The following is a 14,605-nucleotide window of genomic DNA, read 5'->3' on the forward strand; positions in this document are numbered from 1 at the left end:
CGGGCCGCCTTGTGCGGCCCGATGGCGTTGGGGGCATTCAGAATTGTGGGGTGTTCAGAATTCGGGCGAGTCGGGATAGACCAGACTGATGAGGGTATCCCCGGCACGCGGGGTGAGCGGCGTCCGGTCGTTGGCAACCCGAATACGGCCGTTGGGGCCGATGCAGAACAGGGGCAACAGGCGGTTGCGGTGCGCCTGACGGTAGTCCTTGATGCCGAAGTTGGCGCTCAGCTTGGCCTTGCGGATCTCGCCGCCACGATAGACCACGCTCGAGAGCTGGGCATAGGTCACGTCTTCGCCGAAGACCATGGGCAGGTGGTCCAGCGCCTGTTCCTGATGGCGGTGGGCGTGCTTGCTGTTACCTGCTGCGAGACGAAAGACCTTGCCGTGCCCCAGTACATGTTCGAAATGCAGGATCGCCAGGTTGTTCAGTTCGCGGTAGGGCGACAGCGGCAGCAGATGGCCGATACCGGTCAACTCGAGATGCTGCGTGGCATGCTCGGAGAGCGGGTTGCCGTAGTAGACCGGCAAGCCGGCCATACGCGCTTCCTGCACGGCGTCCCAACTGTTGTCGGTCAGGCGTACGGTGAAACCGGATTCTTCCAACGCCTTGGCGACGGTGCGCGCCACCGGGTTGGCGCCGATGATCAGAAAACCGGTGGGCGGCGGCTCGCTGACCTTCAATGCCAGTGCAATGGGGCGTGACAACAGGCTTTGCACCACGACAGTGCTGATGATGACCAGGAAGGTCACCGGCACCAGCATTTCCGCGCCCGGCATGTTCAGGTCCTCGAGCTTGAGGGCGAACAGCGATGCCACGGCAGCGGCGACGATACCGCGCGGCGAGAGCCACGCCAGCAGCGCTTTCTCTCGCCAGTTGAGGCGAGTGCCCAGAGTGCAGACCCACACCGCGAGGGGCCGGGCCACACCTACCAAAATGAGCAGGAACGCCCAGGCGGGCCAGGAAAGTTGCGCGAGCTGATCGACGGTCAAACGTGCGGCGAGCAGGATGAAAAGCCCCGAGATCAACAGCAACGAGAGCGTTTCCTTGAACTCGATGATCTGTTGCGTGGGTACCCCGCGCATATTGGCCAGCCACACGCCCATCACCGTTACCGTCAACAGCCCGGATTCATGAAAGAGCATGTTGGAAAGCGTGAACAGCGACAGCATGGCCATCAACGTGCCGAAGCTGTGCAATCGCTGTGGCAACCAGTGGTGACGCAGCACGCAACCCCATAGATAGCCACCGAGACCACCGAGCCCGAAACCGATCAGCGCCGTCTTGGCAAACAACACTAAGGCGTGGGTAGCGGCGCCGTTGGACGCGCCCAGGGCGACGTATTCGTACACCAGCACCGCGCCGATAGCGCCCACCGGGTCGATCAGAATGCCTTCCCAGCGCAGGATCTGCGAAAGATGCTCGCGGGCGCGCAGCGTCTGCAACATGGGCAGTACCACGGTCGGCCCCGTCACCACCAGCACGGCCCCCAGGACGCTGGCCATTTCCCACGACAGTCCTAGCGTATAGCGTGCCGCGACGATGGCGATGATGCCGGTGACTAGCGCGCCCCAGGTGACCAGCCGTCGGACGATATGACCGTGGCCGCGCAGGTCGCCGAAGTCGAGCGTCAGGCTGCCTTCGAAAAGGATCACTGCCACGGCCAGTGAGACGAGCGGAAACAGCAGGTCGCCGAGCAGCGCGTCGGGCTGGAGCAGACCGGTGACGGGGCCCATGACGATACCCACGATCAAAAGCGGCAGGATCGCCGGCAATTTGAGACGCCAGGCCAGCCATTGGCAGATCAGCGCGAGCAGGCCGATCAATGTCAGGTCGACGGCAGCGTGCTCCATGGTCGCGCTCCTTGGGTTGAACGAAAGCGCGAAGCCTAGCGTCGCCTCACGCTAGTTGCAATGCATGGCAAGCGTTAATGATGAATGTGTCGACATCGCGACTGGATGCCCCGTTATGGTATGTCTCGCTGCACCGTTTTGATGTATGTCGATTCAGCGATTGAATAGCCACAACAGGGCCGATATGACCACGCTGACCAGGATCATGGTGGTGATCGGAAAATAGAAGGCGAAGCCTTCACGCTTGATGGCGATATCGCCGGGCAGATGCCCGAGGGGTAGCTTGGAAAGCCAGGGCCATAACAAGCCGATGACCACGATAGCCAGGCCGATGAAGATGAGAGATCGGGACATGTCGACTCTCTTAAAGGGTGCGTTTGAGCGCCGTCAGCAAGCCCTGTAACGGATGCAGCAGTTCGGCCTCGGAGAGGCGCTTGGCCTGGCTGCGGCACGAGTAGCCGGTGGCCAGCAGGCGCCCAGCATTGGTGTCGTCCTCGACCGGCGCGCGCCACGAGAGATCGTAGATTTTCTCGGATGTCTCGCGGTTACGGGCTTCGTGGCCGTAGGTGCCGGACATGCCGCAACACCCGGTGGCGACGCTTTCCAGGTTCAGCCCGAACGTCGCGAATACCTGTTGCCAGGCTTTGGTAGCGCCCGGCGCATTGGTCTTCTCGGTGCAATGCGTCAGCAGTTTATAGCCTGGATCTGCGGCAGGTTCGAACCCGCTGGGTACCAGAGCGTGCCCCAGTGACAGCAGCCACTCCTGCAGCAGCAGTACCTCGGGCACGGCCTCGGGCCCCAGTGCCTTGACGTACTCCTGACGATAGGCGAGCGTCATGGCCGGGTCGATGCCCACCAATGGCACGCCGAAATCGGCGAGCGTTTTGAGACGCTTGGCCTGGGTCGTGGCGGTCTTTTCGAACGCGCCCAGAAAGCCTTGCACGTGCAGTGGTTTACCGTTGGCGCGGAAGGGCGCCACGAAGACGCGAATATCCAGCCGCGAAAGCAGCTCGACGATATCCATCACCAGCTTGGCTTCGAAGTGGCTCGTGAAAGCATCCTGAACGATGATCACGCTGCGCGCTTTCTGGCGTTCGGTCAACAGGCCCAGCGCGGTGGGCGTGGCCTCGGCGATGCCCCAGGCCCTGAGTTGTTTGGTGAGATCTGCCCGAGACAGGCGTGGGGTGTCGACCATGCCCAGCGGCCCGGCGAGCAGGCGCTCTGCCAGGCGTGTGTTCAGCAGGGCGTTATATGCGGGCGCTATCGGTTTGAGATAGGGCACGAAGAATTCCAGCGAGCCGATCAGGTAGTCGCGTGGCGGGCGCAAGTAGCGGTTGTGATAAAGCTCCAGGAACTGCGAGCGAAACTCGGGAACATTGACCTTGATCGGGCACTGGCCGGCGCAGGACTTGCACGCCAGGCAGCCGGCCATGGCGTCATACACCTCATGGGAGATATCTTCCTGGCCGCGTCGTTTGCGCAGGGTGTTGCGCAGGCGCTGCGGGAAGGCCTTGGTGGCGCCCCAGAAGCCCTCGGCTTGCTTCTGGCGTGATTCTTCGATGACATCGATGCCGGCCCGATCCTGCAGGCGCAGCCATTCGCGCATCAAGCTGGCGCGTCCCTTGGGCGAGTGGACGCGCTCGCGGGTGGCCTTCCACGAGGGGCACATGGCGTCATTGGGGTCGTAGTTGTAGCAGGCGCCGTTGCCGTTGCAATACACCGCGCTGGCATGGTGCTGCCAGACCCGCTCGTCGATCTGCCGGTCGCTTTGCCCTCGGGTCGGCACGCCGTCGATGGTTAGCAGCTCGGGGTCGACCCATTTGACCGGCTCCGCTTCGGTGGCTTCAGGCGAGCTAACCGTTGCATCGTTCGTGGAAGATGTATCGGCGGGCGTGGCGATCTTGCCGGGGTTGAGCTGATTGTGCGGGTCGAACGCTGCCTTGAGGCGTTGCAGGCTGGGATACAGCTCGCCGAAGAATTGAGGCGCGTACTCCGAGCGCACGCCCTTGCCGTGCTCGCCCCAAAGCAGGCCGTGATAGCGCTGGGTCAGGGCGGCGACCTGATCGGAGATCTCGCGGATCAGGGCTTCCTGCGCCGGGTCTTTCATGTCGATGGCCGGGCGCACGTGCAATACGCCGGCATCGACGTGGCCAAACATGCCGTAGGCCAGCCCGTGGGCGTCGAGCAGGGCGCGGAACTCGGCGATGTAGTCGGCCAGGTGCTCGGGCGGGACGGCGGTATCCTCGACGAAGGGAATCGGGCGCTTTTCGCCCTTGGCGTTGCCGAGCAGGCCCACCGCGCGTTTGCGCATGGCGTAGACACGGCCGATGGCCTCGCGGCCTTCGGCCAGGGTATAGCCCAGGCGCTCGACCTGGGTATCGGTGCCGAGGTGCGTGCAGAAGGTCTCGACCCGGGCCGCCAGGCGTTCGGGATCGTCGTCATTGAACTCGACCAGGTTGATGCCGTGGATATCCTCGCCCTCGGCGGGGAAGAACTCGGCCACGCCGTCCCAGACGAAGTCCTCCATGGCCAGCGTCAGCACCTTGTCGTCGACCGTCTCGATGGAGGTGGGACGCGGCTGGGGTGAGGTTGGAAGCCCCTGCGGCTGGGTCGATGAAGAGCTGCCGCCCATCAGCGCCTTGGCATCGCGCAGGGCATCCATGAAGCCTCGGTAGCGGATGTTGACCAGCGTCGAATGTTTGGGAATCGGCAGCACGTTAAGCGTCGCCTCGGCGAGAAAGCCAAGCGTTCCCTCCGCGCCGCACAATACGCTGTTGAGGTCGAAGTCGCCGTTGTCACGATACAGGTGCGCCAGGTCGTAACCCGTGAGGCAGCGGTTGAGCGGCGGAAAGGTGGCCGCGATCAACGCGCCTTGTGTGTCGGCGATCTCACGGACGGTGCGATGCGCCTCGCCGATGCGATCGTCGCGCGCGCAGGTCTGCGTTAGCGACTCATCGGTCAGCGGCTGGCTGTGCAGGCGTTCGCCGCCGAGCAGCAGCATGTCGAGTGCCAGCACGTGATCGCGGGTCTTGCCGTATTCGCAACTGCCTTGGCCGCTGGCATCGGTGGAAATCATGCCGCCGAGGGTGGCACGGTTGGAGGTCGACAGATCCGGGGCGAAGAACAGCCCATAAGGCTTGAGAGCGGCGTTCAACTGATCCTTGACCACCCCGGCTTGGACCCGCACGCGGCGGTTTTCTGCGTCGATCTCGAGGATCTGGTTCATGTGCCGTGACACGTCGATCACCAGGCCATCGGTGAGCGACTGGCCGTTGGTGCCGGTGCCCCCGCCGCGGGGTGCGAGCACGATGGCTTGAAACTCCTCGCGCCCGGCGAGACGTGCCAGACAGGCGAGATCCTCGGCATCGCGCGGATATAGCACAGCCTGCGGCAAGCGCTGATAGATGGAATTGTCGGTGGCCATCACCGTGCGATTGGCATAGTCCGGAGCGATCTCGCCGCTGAAACCGGCCTGGTCGAGCGCCTCGAGAAAGCGCAGATAGGGGGTGGCGGTGCGTTCCGGGGTATCCAGGGGTGCGATCATGAAGTCTCAAGCCATCGGTCAGCGCCGGGCGACGGTTTCTGCGACCATCTGGCCGTGCGGCGTCGTCGGGACGATACAGTCTGGGGGTACTTTATTGAGGGTATTTTACTGCAGCACGTTGCGTGACGCATCCCGCCAGTACGCTCGAGAAGGCGGCGAGCGTGGTGAACGGCGTGGCTTTTCCCTACAATGTGGGCCTATTCACGTGGCTTCATTATTTCTTTTCGACGGATAAGATCCATGCTCGATCCTAAATTGTTGCGTAGCGACCCGGCATTGGTCGCCGAACGACTGGCCCGTCGCGGCTTTACTCTCGACACGACGCACCTCGAGACGCTGGAATCGCAGCGCCGCGAGCTGCAGACCGAGACCGAACGCCTGCAGAACGAGCGCAATACGCGCTCCAAGGCGATCGGCCAGGCCAAGGCATCGGGCGAAGACATCCAACCGCTGCTCGACGAGGTCAGCGATCTGGGCGAGCGCCTCGACGCGGCGAAATCGCGCCTTGCCGACGTGCAGGCGCAGTGGGACGAGTTCGCGGCGGCGCTGCCCAATCTGCCCCATGACAGCGTGCCCCAGGGCCTTGATGAAGCCGATAACGTCGAGCTGCATCGTTGGGGAACGCCGGGCACGTACGACTTCGAGGTGCGCGATCATGTCGATCTGGGCGCCAAGTTCGGCTACCTCGACTTCGAGATGGCGGCCAAGTTGACCGGCTCGCGGTTCGCCGTCATGCGCGGGCCCATCGCGCGTCTGCATCGTGCACTGGCGCAGTTCATGCTCGACAAGCAGACCCGCGAGCACGGTTACGAGGAATGCTACGTCCCGTATATCGTCAATGACGATTCGCTCACCGGCACGGGGCAATTGCCCAAGTTCGGCGAAGATCTGTTCAAGCTGGAAGGGGAGAATGACTATTACTTGATCCCCACCGCCGAGGTGCCGCTGACCAACATGGCGCGCGAGCAGATCTTCACCCCGGCTGAATTGCCCTTGAAGCTGACGGCGCATACGCCGTGCTTTCGCAGCGAGGCCGGCGCCTATGGACGCGATACCCGCGGCATGATTCGTCAGCACCAGTTCGATAAAGTCGAGATGGTGCAGATCGTCGAGCCGGAAACCAGCTATGACGCGCTGGAAGCCATGCGTGGGCATGCCGAGGCGATCCTTCAGGCGCTCGAGCTGCCGTATCGCGTGGTCACCCTGTGTGCCGGCGATATGGGCTTCGGTGCCACCAAGACCTACGATCTCGAAGTCTGGCTGCCGAGCCAGGAGACGTATCGCGAGATTTCTTCGATCTCCAACTGCGAGGATTTCCAGGCGCGTCGCATGCAGGCCCGTGTTCGTCATCCCGAGCAGAAGAAGCCGCAACTCGTGCACACGCTCAATGGTTCCGGCCTGGCGGTGGGGCGCTGCCTGCTGGCGGTGCTCGAAAACTACCAGCAAGCCGATGGCGCGGTGGTGATTCCCCAGGCGCTGCGTGCCTATATGGACGGCGTCGAGCGGATCAACGCTTGATGGCTATATGAGCGGAGCATGTCATTGCCGTACGCGGGCAATGGCATGCCTGGTCACTTGGTTATAACCTTCCAACCAGACGTTCCTTCCTGCGGATAGTCTAGACCCTTATCTTTTCGGCTATATAATTTCGTGTTTTAAGTCGATTCGGGAATAAACGACGCCATGCCTGCATCTCCCCATGACGCCACATCACGTCAACCGAGCGCCACGCCCGGCCTTGGGCACGTCGCGTTGGTGGGCGCCGGCCCTGGCGATCCCGAACTATTGACGCTCAAGGCGCTACGTCTATTGCAGCAAGCCGATATGGTGCTGCATGACCGCTTGGTCAGTGATGAAATCATGGCGCTGGCCAATCCCGAGGCGCGGCGGCTTTATGTCGGCAAGGCGCGCTCCTCGCATAGCGTGCCCCAGGAAGGCATCAATCAAGCCCTGGTCGACTGGGCGCGCGCCGGTCATCGCGTGGTGCGGCTCAAGGGCGGCGATCCGTTCATTTTCGGGCGTGGTGGCGAAGAACTTGAGACCCTGGCCCAGGCGGGTATCGCCTTCGAGGTGGTGCCGGGTATCACGGCGGCGAGCGGTTGCGCCGCCTATGCGGGGATTCCGTTGACCCATCGCGATCATGCCCAGTCGGTGCGTTTCGTCACCGGGCACCTCAAGAACGGTGGCTGCGATCTCGAGTGGCCGACCCTGGCGCGCCCGGGGCAGACGCTGGTGTTCTATATGGGACTGGGGTCGCTGGCGAGCATCCGTCATGAATTGCAGGCGCATGGCTTGCCGGGGCAGACCCCGCTGGCGCTCATCGAGCAGGGCACCACGGCGCGCCAACGCGTGCATGTGGGCACTCTAGAGACACTCCCCGAGGCAATGCAGGCGGCCATCGATGCTGGCGATATCCGCCCGCCGACATTGATCGTGGTCGGCGACGTCGTCTCCCTGCACGGCACGTTGGACTGGTTCTCGCCCGATGCCGCGACCAGCCAAGGCTGGCAAGACGGCAAACATCCCACGCCGCTGGGTAACGCCTCCAGCATCTGATCTGCAAGCGTCTCGCGCATGTTGCGGCTATCGCTTCTCCTTTGCTCCCTTTTCCTTTCCTTTTTATGTGCCACAAAGGTGCGTTGCATCGTTGATGCTGGCCTTTATTGGTGCGACATCGGGTTGTGAGTGTCCTTGGTCGGTCGCGTTTACAACGAATTTTAAGAATAAGTTTTTGATATATAGGAATTTTATTGAGGATTCCTGATGTTGGCATGACCCCTGCAAGCGTCTTGTATACCAGATGGAATGCAGGGGATATATGCCGATGGCCACCGACCAAGTAGAAACGAATCGTGCCAACGAAACGCCATCCTCCCTTCAAACGAAAGGGTGGGCACTCGATGAATGGCGCCATCACCAGCGAGATGGAAAGGGACTCGCCCGACTTGGAGCATTGATCGAGCATCTATCCGAGGACGACCCCGCCTGGATTGAGCTCGCCGATCGCGCTTCGCTCGAACGTCAGTGGCAAGCGCTGGAGACGCTGGCAAACGAGAAGCAAGACGATGATCTACCCCTGTATGGCGTGCCCTTCGCCGTCAAGGACAATATCGACGCGGCAGGCTGGAAGACGACGGCGGCATGTGAAGCGTTTGCGCATTGTGCCGAAGCTGATGCGACCGTCGTCGCGCGTCTGCGCGCCGCTGGGGCGATTCTGGTCGGCAAGACCAACCTGGATCAGTTCGCGACGGGACTTGTGGGAACGCGTTCTCCCTGGGGGGCGGTGCCCAACACCCATCATCCGGATTATGTCGCGGGAGGCTCCAGCGCGGGATCGGCCTCCGTGGTGGCGCGTGGGCTGGTGCCTTTCGCGCTTGGCACCGATACGGCGGGATCGGGGCGCGTGCCCGCAGGGTTCAACAATATCGTCGGACTCAAGCCGACCCGAGGGTGGCTCTCGACGAAAGGGGTCGTGCCGGCTTGCCGCACTCTCGACTGCGTTTCCGCCTTTGCGCTGACGGTCGATGATGCGTGGGCCGTGGCGGAAGTCGCGGGGGGCTATGATGAGGAAGATCCCTATGCGCGCTGCAACCCTATGACAGCCCCCGTGGGGATGGCCGAGAAGCCACGCCTGGCGATTCCCGAGACGCTCGAGTTCTGCGGCGATACCGCCATGCAGGCGGCTTTCGAGGAAGCTCGCGAGCGGCTGTCTCTGCTCGCGGAAATGGTGACCATAGATTTCTCGCCTTTCCAGGAATTGGCAGCGTTGCTCTATCAGGGGCCATGGGTTGCTGAGCGTACCCATGCCGTGGCCGAGACGCTTGAACAAGCCCCCGCCTCGATGGACCCCTCGGTACGTACCATCGTCGCGTCGGGGTACGGTTACTCGGCACTGGATTACTTCGCTGCCGAATACCGTCGTGCCGAGTTGGCACGCCACATTCAGCGTGTGTTGGCAGACGTCGATGCGCTAGTTGTACCCACGTCGCCGACCATTCGCACCTTGGTAGAAATGGCGGAAGAGCCCATCGCCTACAACAGCGAATTCGGCACTTACACCAATTTCACCAACCTTGCTGACCTGAGTGCACTGGCATTGCCTGCAGCTTTCCGCGATGACGGTTTACCCGCGGGCATCACTTTGATCGCGCCCGCTTGGCACGACCGTGCTCTGGCGACATTCGGCAAGCGCTGGCAGCAACAGAGTGGTTTGACTCTCGGGGCCACCGGACGCTCGCTATCCGACGTCATCCAGACAGAAAGCTTTCAGCCAATCGAGCCGTCGTCGACCAGCATTCGTCTGGCCGTCGTCGGTGCCCACCTGCGTGGCATGCCGCTCAATTTCCAACTGACGACACGTAATGCGGTATTCATTGAGGCGACGCATACCGCCCCCGATTACCGCCTCTATGCCTTGGCGAATACGACACCGCCGAAGCCTGGGCTGGCGCGTGACGACCATGGTGCACCGATTGAGGTTGAACTGTGGGATGTACCGCTGGCGCGGTTCGGCGAATTCGTCGCCGAGATTCCGAGCCCCCTGGGGATAGGGTCGCTGGTCCTGGCCGATGGTCGCGTCGTCAAGGGGTTCATCTGCGAGCCATGGGCGATTCCCGAAGCCAAGGATATTACCTCGCTGGGGGGATGGCGCGCCTATATCGCCTCGTTGTCAGTATCGAATGATCAGGAGACAGACGCATGAACCGGACGTCGCTTTTCAAGACTGTGTTGATCGCCAATCGTGGTGAGATCGCTTGCCGCGCGATACGCAGCTTACGCCGGCTGGGAATTCAAAGCGTTGCCGTCTACAGCGATGGCGATCGCAATGCCATTCATGTGCGTGAGGCCGATGTCGCCGTGGCGCTTGGCGGTGAGCGTGCCGATGAAACCTATTTGTCGATCGACAAGCTGCTCGCCGCAGCGCGTGAGACAGGCACCAATGCTATCTATCCAGGCTACGGTTTTTTATCCGAGAGTGCTGAGTTCGCCGAGCGTTGTGAGGCCGAGGGCATTGTGTTCATTGGTCCGACGCCGGTTCAAATTCGTGACTTTGGCCTGAAACATCGCGCGCGGGAGCTCGCACAAGCGGCTGAAGTACCGCTGACGCCGGGTAGCGAACTGCTTGAAGATGTCGAGGCAGCGGTGATGGCTGCCGAACGGATCGGCTACCCGGTGATGCTCAAATCCACTGCCGGTGGTGGCGGTATCGGCATGATGCGCTGCGCCGATGCGTCCGAGTTGCGGGCGGCTTACGATTCCGTCGTGCGCCTGGGTACGCAATATTTCAGTGATAGCGGCGTTTTCCTCGAGCGATGCATCGACGATGCGCGTCACGTTGAGGTGCAAATACTTGGCGATGGGCGCGGTAATGTCGTGGCTCTTGGAGAGCGCGATTGCTCCTTGCAGCGCCGCCATCAGAAAGTCGTCGAGGAAACCCCGGCGCCCCACTTACCCCCCGCCACGCGAGAGCGCTTGCTCGAAGCATCCGTACGTCTCGGTGAGCAGGTCGGCTATCGCAGTGCGGGGACGATCGAATTCATCTTCGATCCAGTTCAAAACGCGTTCTACTTTCTCGAAGTCAACACGCGCCTGCAGGTCGAGCACCCCGTGACCGAGGCGGTAACGGGGCTCGATCTGATCGAGCAGATGCTGCGCGTGGCTGCTGGCGAGACGCTGGACCCGGGACTCGAAACGCTCGAGCCACAGGGTGCGGCCATTGAAGTACGCCTTTACGCCGAAAATCCACTCAAGGACTTTCAGCCTAGCCCTGGGATGCTGGACGCGGTGCAGTTTCCTTCAGGATTGCCTGGCGTACGCATCGATGCAGGTGTGGAAAGCGGAAGCGAAGTATCGGCGCATTTCGATCCGATGATCGCCAAGCTGATCGTCCACGGTTGCGACCGTGACGAGGCTATTGTGCGTATGCGGACGGCGCTTGAGTCGACACGGCTTTATGGGATTCCGACCAACCTGGACTATTTGCGCGCCATCGTTGCGAGTCCCATGTTCTCGCAGGGAGAGGTCTCGACACGAGCGTTGGAGTCGCTTCACTGGGCGCCGCGTTGCGTCGAGGTCATCACGCCAGGTACGTATACCAGCGTGCAAGATGTGCCTGGGCGCGTGGGCTACTGGGATATTGGCGTTCCGCCTTCCGGCCCCATGGATGATATGGCGTTTCGGCTCGCCAATCGTGTCGTGGGCAATCCGTCCGATGCCGCAGCGCTCGAGTGCACGCTGGTCGGCCCGAAGCTCAGGTTCCACCGCGATGGCGTGATCTCGCTCACTGGCGGGGCGACGTCGGCGACCCTCGATGACCAGTCGGTGCCTCACGATCACCCTGTGGCGGTCAAGGCGGGTCAGGTACTCGCCATCGGGCAGGTGCAGAGCGGCTGCCGTTGCTATCTGGCGGTGCGTGGAGGATTGGACGTGCCAATCTATCTTGGCAGCCGTTCAACTTTCGCACTTGGCCAATTCGGCGGTTACAGCGGGCGCACGCTGGTGACAGGCGATTTGCTCGACATCGCCGAGCACACCGAGGAACTGACAACCCCTGCGCCGGCGCCGGCATCCTTGCTGCCGTCCTTCGAGAGCGAATGGCGGATCGGCGTGCTCGTTGGACCGCACGGTGCGCCTGACTTCTTCACCCAAACCGCATTCGAGCAATTCTTCGCGACCGATTGGGAAGTTCACTACAACGCCAACCGCCTGGGCGTGCGCCTGGTGGGGCCGCAGCTTGAGTGGGCTCGCAGCGATGGTGGTGAAGCCGGACTTCATCCTTCCAACGTGCATGACTGTGAATACGCTATTGGAGCGGTCAACTTCACCGGCGATAGCCCCGTCATCCTGATGAAAGATGGTCCCAGTCTGGGAGGCTTCGTCTGTCCGGTCACGGTAGCCAAGGGAGAGCTCTGGAAAGTTGGCCAGGTCAAGCCGGGAGATCGCATTCGCTTCGTGCCGATCTCGCTTGATCAGGCACAGCGCATCGAGGTGGCGCGATTGGAGGTGATCGAGACGCTGAGCTTGCCGGATGGCAATGCAGTGTCGCTGCCCGAGACTGTCCCGCCAGCGCTTATTCAGCCGCGAGTTCAGCCGAGCGGTGCCGTACCGGTAGCGTCTCACTCGCCTTGTGTGCTGGCATCGCGTCCGGCCGAAAATGCGCGTCCGGCGGCGGTTTATCGTCAGGCCGGGGATAGCTACATCCTGCTTGAGTATGGCGAGAATGTCCTTGATCTCACCACGCGGCTGCGCGTGCATCTGTTGATGGAGGCGATTCGTGACGCCTCTATCGACGGCGTACTCGAACTCGCCCCCGGTGTGAGGTCATTGCAAATTCGCTACGACGGTCACCGTCTGGCGCAGCATGACCTGCTTACGCGTTTACAAGCGCTGGACGATGCGCTCGCTGATCCGCGCGAGCTGAAAATGCCGACCCGCGTTCTGCACCTGCCAATGGCGTTCGAGGACAGCGCGACACTCGATGCCGTCCAACGCTATAGCGAAACGGTTAAATCGGACGCTCCTTGGTTGCCCAACAATGTCGACTTCATTGCCCGAATCAATGGCATTGCGCGTGAGGAGGTCGAGCGCATCTTGTTCGAGGCGCGTTACTTGGTACTGGGCCTGGGTGATGTCTACCTCGGTGCGCCCTGCGCGGTACCCGTGGACCCACGCCATCGTCTGCTGAGTTCCAAGTACAACCCAGCGCGGACCCACACGGCGGAGGGTACGGTCGGCATCGGTGGCATGTACATGTGCATCTACGGCATGGATTCGCCTGGCGGTTATCAACTGGTAGGGCGGACCGTTCCGATCTGGAACACCTGGGGGCGCAACGCCCAGTTCGCACCAGGCGCGCCGTGGCTATTGCGTTTCTTCGATCAGGTACGTTTCTACCCGGTCAGTGAGTCGGAACTGGCGCGGTTGCGTGATGACTTTCGCCATGGGCGACTCGAGCTTCATATCGATGAAGAGACCTTCGACGTTGCCGAGTATCTGCAATTTCTGGAGTCGCATGCCGATAGCATCGCGAATTTCCATGAGCGCCAACGCAACGCCTTCGACGATGAGGTTAGCCGCTGGAACGCGGCCGATATTGCGCCGCCCGCGATCGAGCAAGCTGAAGCCGCACCGGTTGAGAACGTTCGTCCCGGGATGGAACAAGTGGCCGCTTCTATCGCTGGTAATGTTTGGAAATTTGTGGCGACGCCCGGGGCCTGGGTAGAGGCTGGAGAGCCGTTGGTGATTCTTGAAGCCATGAAAATGGAGGTGGCAGTCAATGCTCCCGTCTCTGGCAAGCTCGACACGCTATTATGCGAACCGGGGAGGGCCGTCAAGGCAGGTGAAGTAGTTGCGATGATCGATACTGCGGTTCAGGAAACGGAGCCAGCATGAATCAGCGATTATCCAGCTTGCATAAGTCACATTCGAGGCGTCCTAGACTAGCCGATCATGTGTACGCAAAACTCAAGAAGATGATCTTCGATTTTGAGCTTATACCTGGAGATCATTTCAGCGAAGCCGATGTTGTCGAGCGCTTTGAAGCGAGCAGGACGCCAGTACGTGAAGCATTACAGCGGCTTCAGCGCGAGGGGTATGTGGAAGTCCGGTTTCGCAGTGGCTGGCAGGTGAGGCCCTTTGATTTCGAGGTTTTCGAGCAGCTTTATGACGTCAGGATGGTGCTCGAATGTTCTGCCATCGAGCGCCTTTGCGCGATGAAAAGGCAACCGACAGTCATCGAAGAGCTCAGCGAATTCTGGCGAATACCTGTAGAGAAACGTTCACACGACATCCGTTTAAGCGATGACGATCAATATTTTCATACCTCTTTGGTGGCGGCAGCAGGCAATGCCGAGATGGCCAGTATTCATCGGGATGTAAGCGAGAGAATTCATATCATTCGTCGGCTGGATTTTACCCAGGCTTCCCGAATCGAAGCGACGTTCGATGAGCATGCCGAGATTATTCATGCTATTCGCAAGCAGCACGGTGAATACGCACAGCAATTGATGCGCACCCACATTGCGGCCAGCCGAGATGAGGTGCGCAAGATCACACTGCACATGTTGCATGAAGCCAGAAAACGTCATGAGGCTCATGAGGATGAAGAATTGGTGAAAGCCAATAATCGAGGCCGATGAAATCGACCGCTCCAAGACACCAAACAATCAATAGGTCAGGAGTTATTAATGAAGCCCAACAAACTTATAA

At 61.2% G+C, this 14,605-nt stretch carries 8 protein-coding genes; 5 read left to right on the forward strand and 3 right to left on the reverse strand.

Going from position 1 to position 14,605, the window contains the following annotated elements:
• Positions 1–54 precede the first annotated feature (54 nt).
• The 3 genes from L1071_RS06010 to ydiJ form a co-directional block, all read right to left on the reverse strand.
• Positions 55–1,854 carry a cation:proton antiporter gene (locus L1071_RS06010; RefSeq protein WP_246969953.1) on the reverse strand — a complete coding sequence of 600 codons (1,800 nt, stop codon included), beginning with the start codon at positions 1,852–1,854 and terminating at the stop codon, positions 55–57.
• Between the two features lie 153 nt (positions 1,855–2,007).
• Complete coding sequence (locus L1071_RS06015; protein ID WP_246969956.1) at positions 2,008–2,208, reverse strand: DUF2905 domain-containing protein; 201 nt, start codon at positions 2,206–2,208, stop codon at positions 2,008–2,010.
• A gap of 10 nt (positions 2,209–2,218) precedes the next feature.
• A complete protein-coding gene (ydiJ, locus tag L1071_RS06020) occupies positions 2,219–5,398 on the reverse strand; it encodes a D-2-hydroxyglutarate dehydrogenase YdiJ (RefSeq protein WP_246969959.1) in 3,180 nt (1,059 codons plus the stop codon).
• Between the two features lie 240 nt (positions 5,399–5,638).
• Here ydiJ and serS point away from each other — a divergent pair, with 240 nt between their 5' ends.
• The 5 genes from serS (at position 5,639) to L1071_RS06045 (ending at position 14,535) form a co-directional block, all read left to right on the forward strand.
• Positions 5,639–6,916, forward strand: a complete 1,278-nt coding sequence (gene serS, locus L1071_RS06025) for a serine--tRNA ligase (protein WP_246969962.1) — start codon at positions 5,639–5,641, stop codon at positions 6,914–6,916.
• Between the two features lie 165 nt (positions 6,917–7,081).
• Positions 7,082–7,954, forward strand: coding sequence for a uroporphyrinogen-III C-methyltransferase (gene cobA / locus L1071_RS06030; RefSeq protein WP_246969965.1), 873 nt, complete (start codon positions 7,082–7,084; stop codon positions 7,952–7,954).
• Positions 7,955–8,222: 268 nt separating this feature from the next.
• The gene (gene atzF, locus L1071_RS06035; RefSeq protein WP_246969968.1) at positions 8,223–10,100 is read left to right on the forward strand and encodes an allophanate hydrolase; all 1,878 of its coding nucleotides are present in this window, start codon (positions 8,223–8,225) and stop codon (positions 10,098–10,100) included.
• Positions 10,097–13,789 (forward strand): urea carboxylase, encoded by a 3,693-nt coding sequence (gene uca, locus L1071_RS06040; RefSeq protein WP_246969971.1) that lies wholly within the window; start codon positions 10,097–10,099, stop codon positions 13,787–13,789. The genes atzF and uca overlap by 4 nt, the downstream gene beginning before the upstream one ends.
• Complete coding sequence (locus L1071_RS06045; protein ID WP_246900887.1) at positions 13,786–14,535, forward strand: GntR family transcriptional regulator; 750 nt, start codon at positions 13,786–13,788, stop codon at positions 14,533–14,535. The genes uca and L1071_RS06045 overlap by 4 nt, the downstream gene beginning before the upstream one ends.
• Positions 14,536–14,605: the final 70 nt, after the last annotated feature.

This window comes from Chromohalobacter sarecensis (genome assembly GCF_023061135.1).
GTDB classification, from domain to species: domain Bacteria; phylum Pseudomonadota; class Gammaproteobacteria; order Pseudomonadales; family Halomonadaceae; genus Chromohalobacter; species Chromohalobacter sarecensis.

Coding starts and splice junctions, on each gene's coding strand:
- serS (WP_246969962.1), top strand. CDS start 5,639: ATGCTCGATCCTAAATTGTTGCGTAGCGACCCGGCATTGGTCGCCGAA.
- L1071_RS06045 (WP_246900887.1), top strand. CDS start 13,786: ATGAATCAGCGATTATCCAGCTTGCATAAGTCACATTCGAGGCGTCCT.
- uca (WP_246969971.1), top strand. CDS start 10,097: ATGAACCGGACGTCGCTTTTCAAGACTGTGTTGATCGCCAATCGTGGT.
- ydiJ (WP_246969959.1), bottom strand. CDS start 5,398: ATGATCGCACCCCTGGATACCCCGGAACGCACCGCCACCCCCTATCTG.
- L1071_RS06010 (WP_246969953.1), bottom strand. CDS start 1,854: ATGGAGCACGCTGCCGTCGACCTGACATTGATCGGCCTGCTCGCGCTG.
- L1071_RS06015 (WP_246969956.1), bottom strand. CDS start 2,208: ATGTCCCGATCTCTCATCTTCATCGGCCTGGCTATCGTGGTCATCGGC.
- cobA (WP_246969965.1), top strand. CDS start 7,082: ATGCCTGCATCTCCCCATGACGCCACATCACGTCAACCGAGCGCCACG.
- atzF (WP_246969968.1), top strand. CDS start 8,223: ATGGCCACCGACCAAGTAGAAACGAATCGTGCCAACGAAACGCCATCC.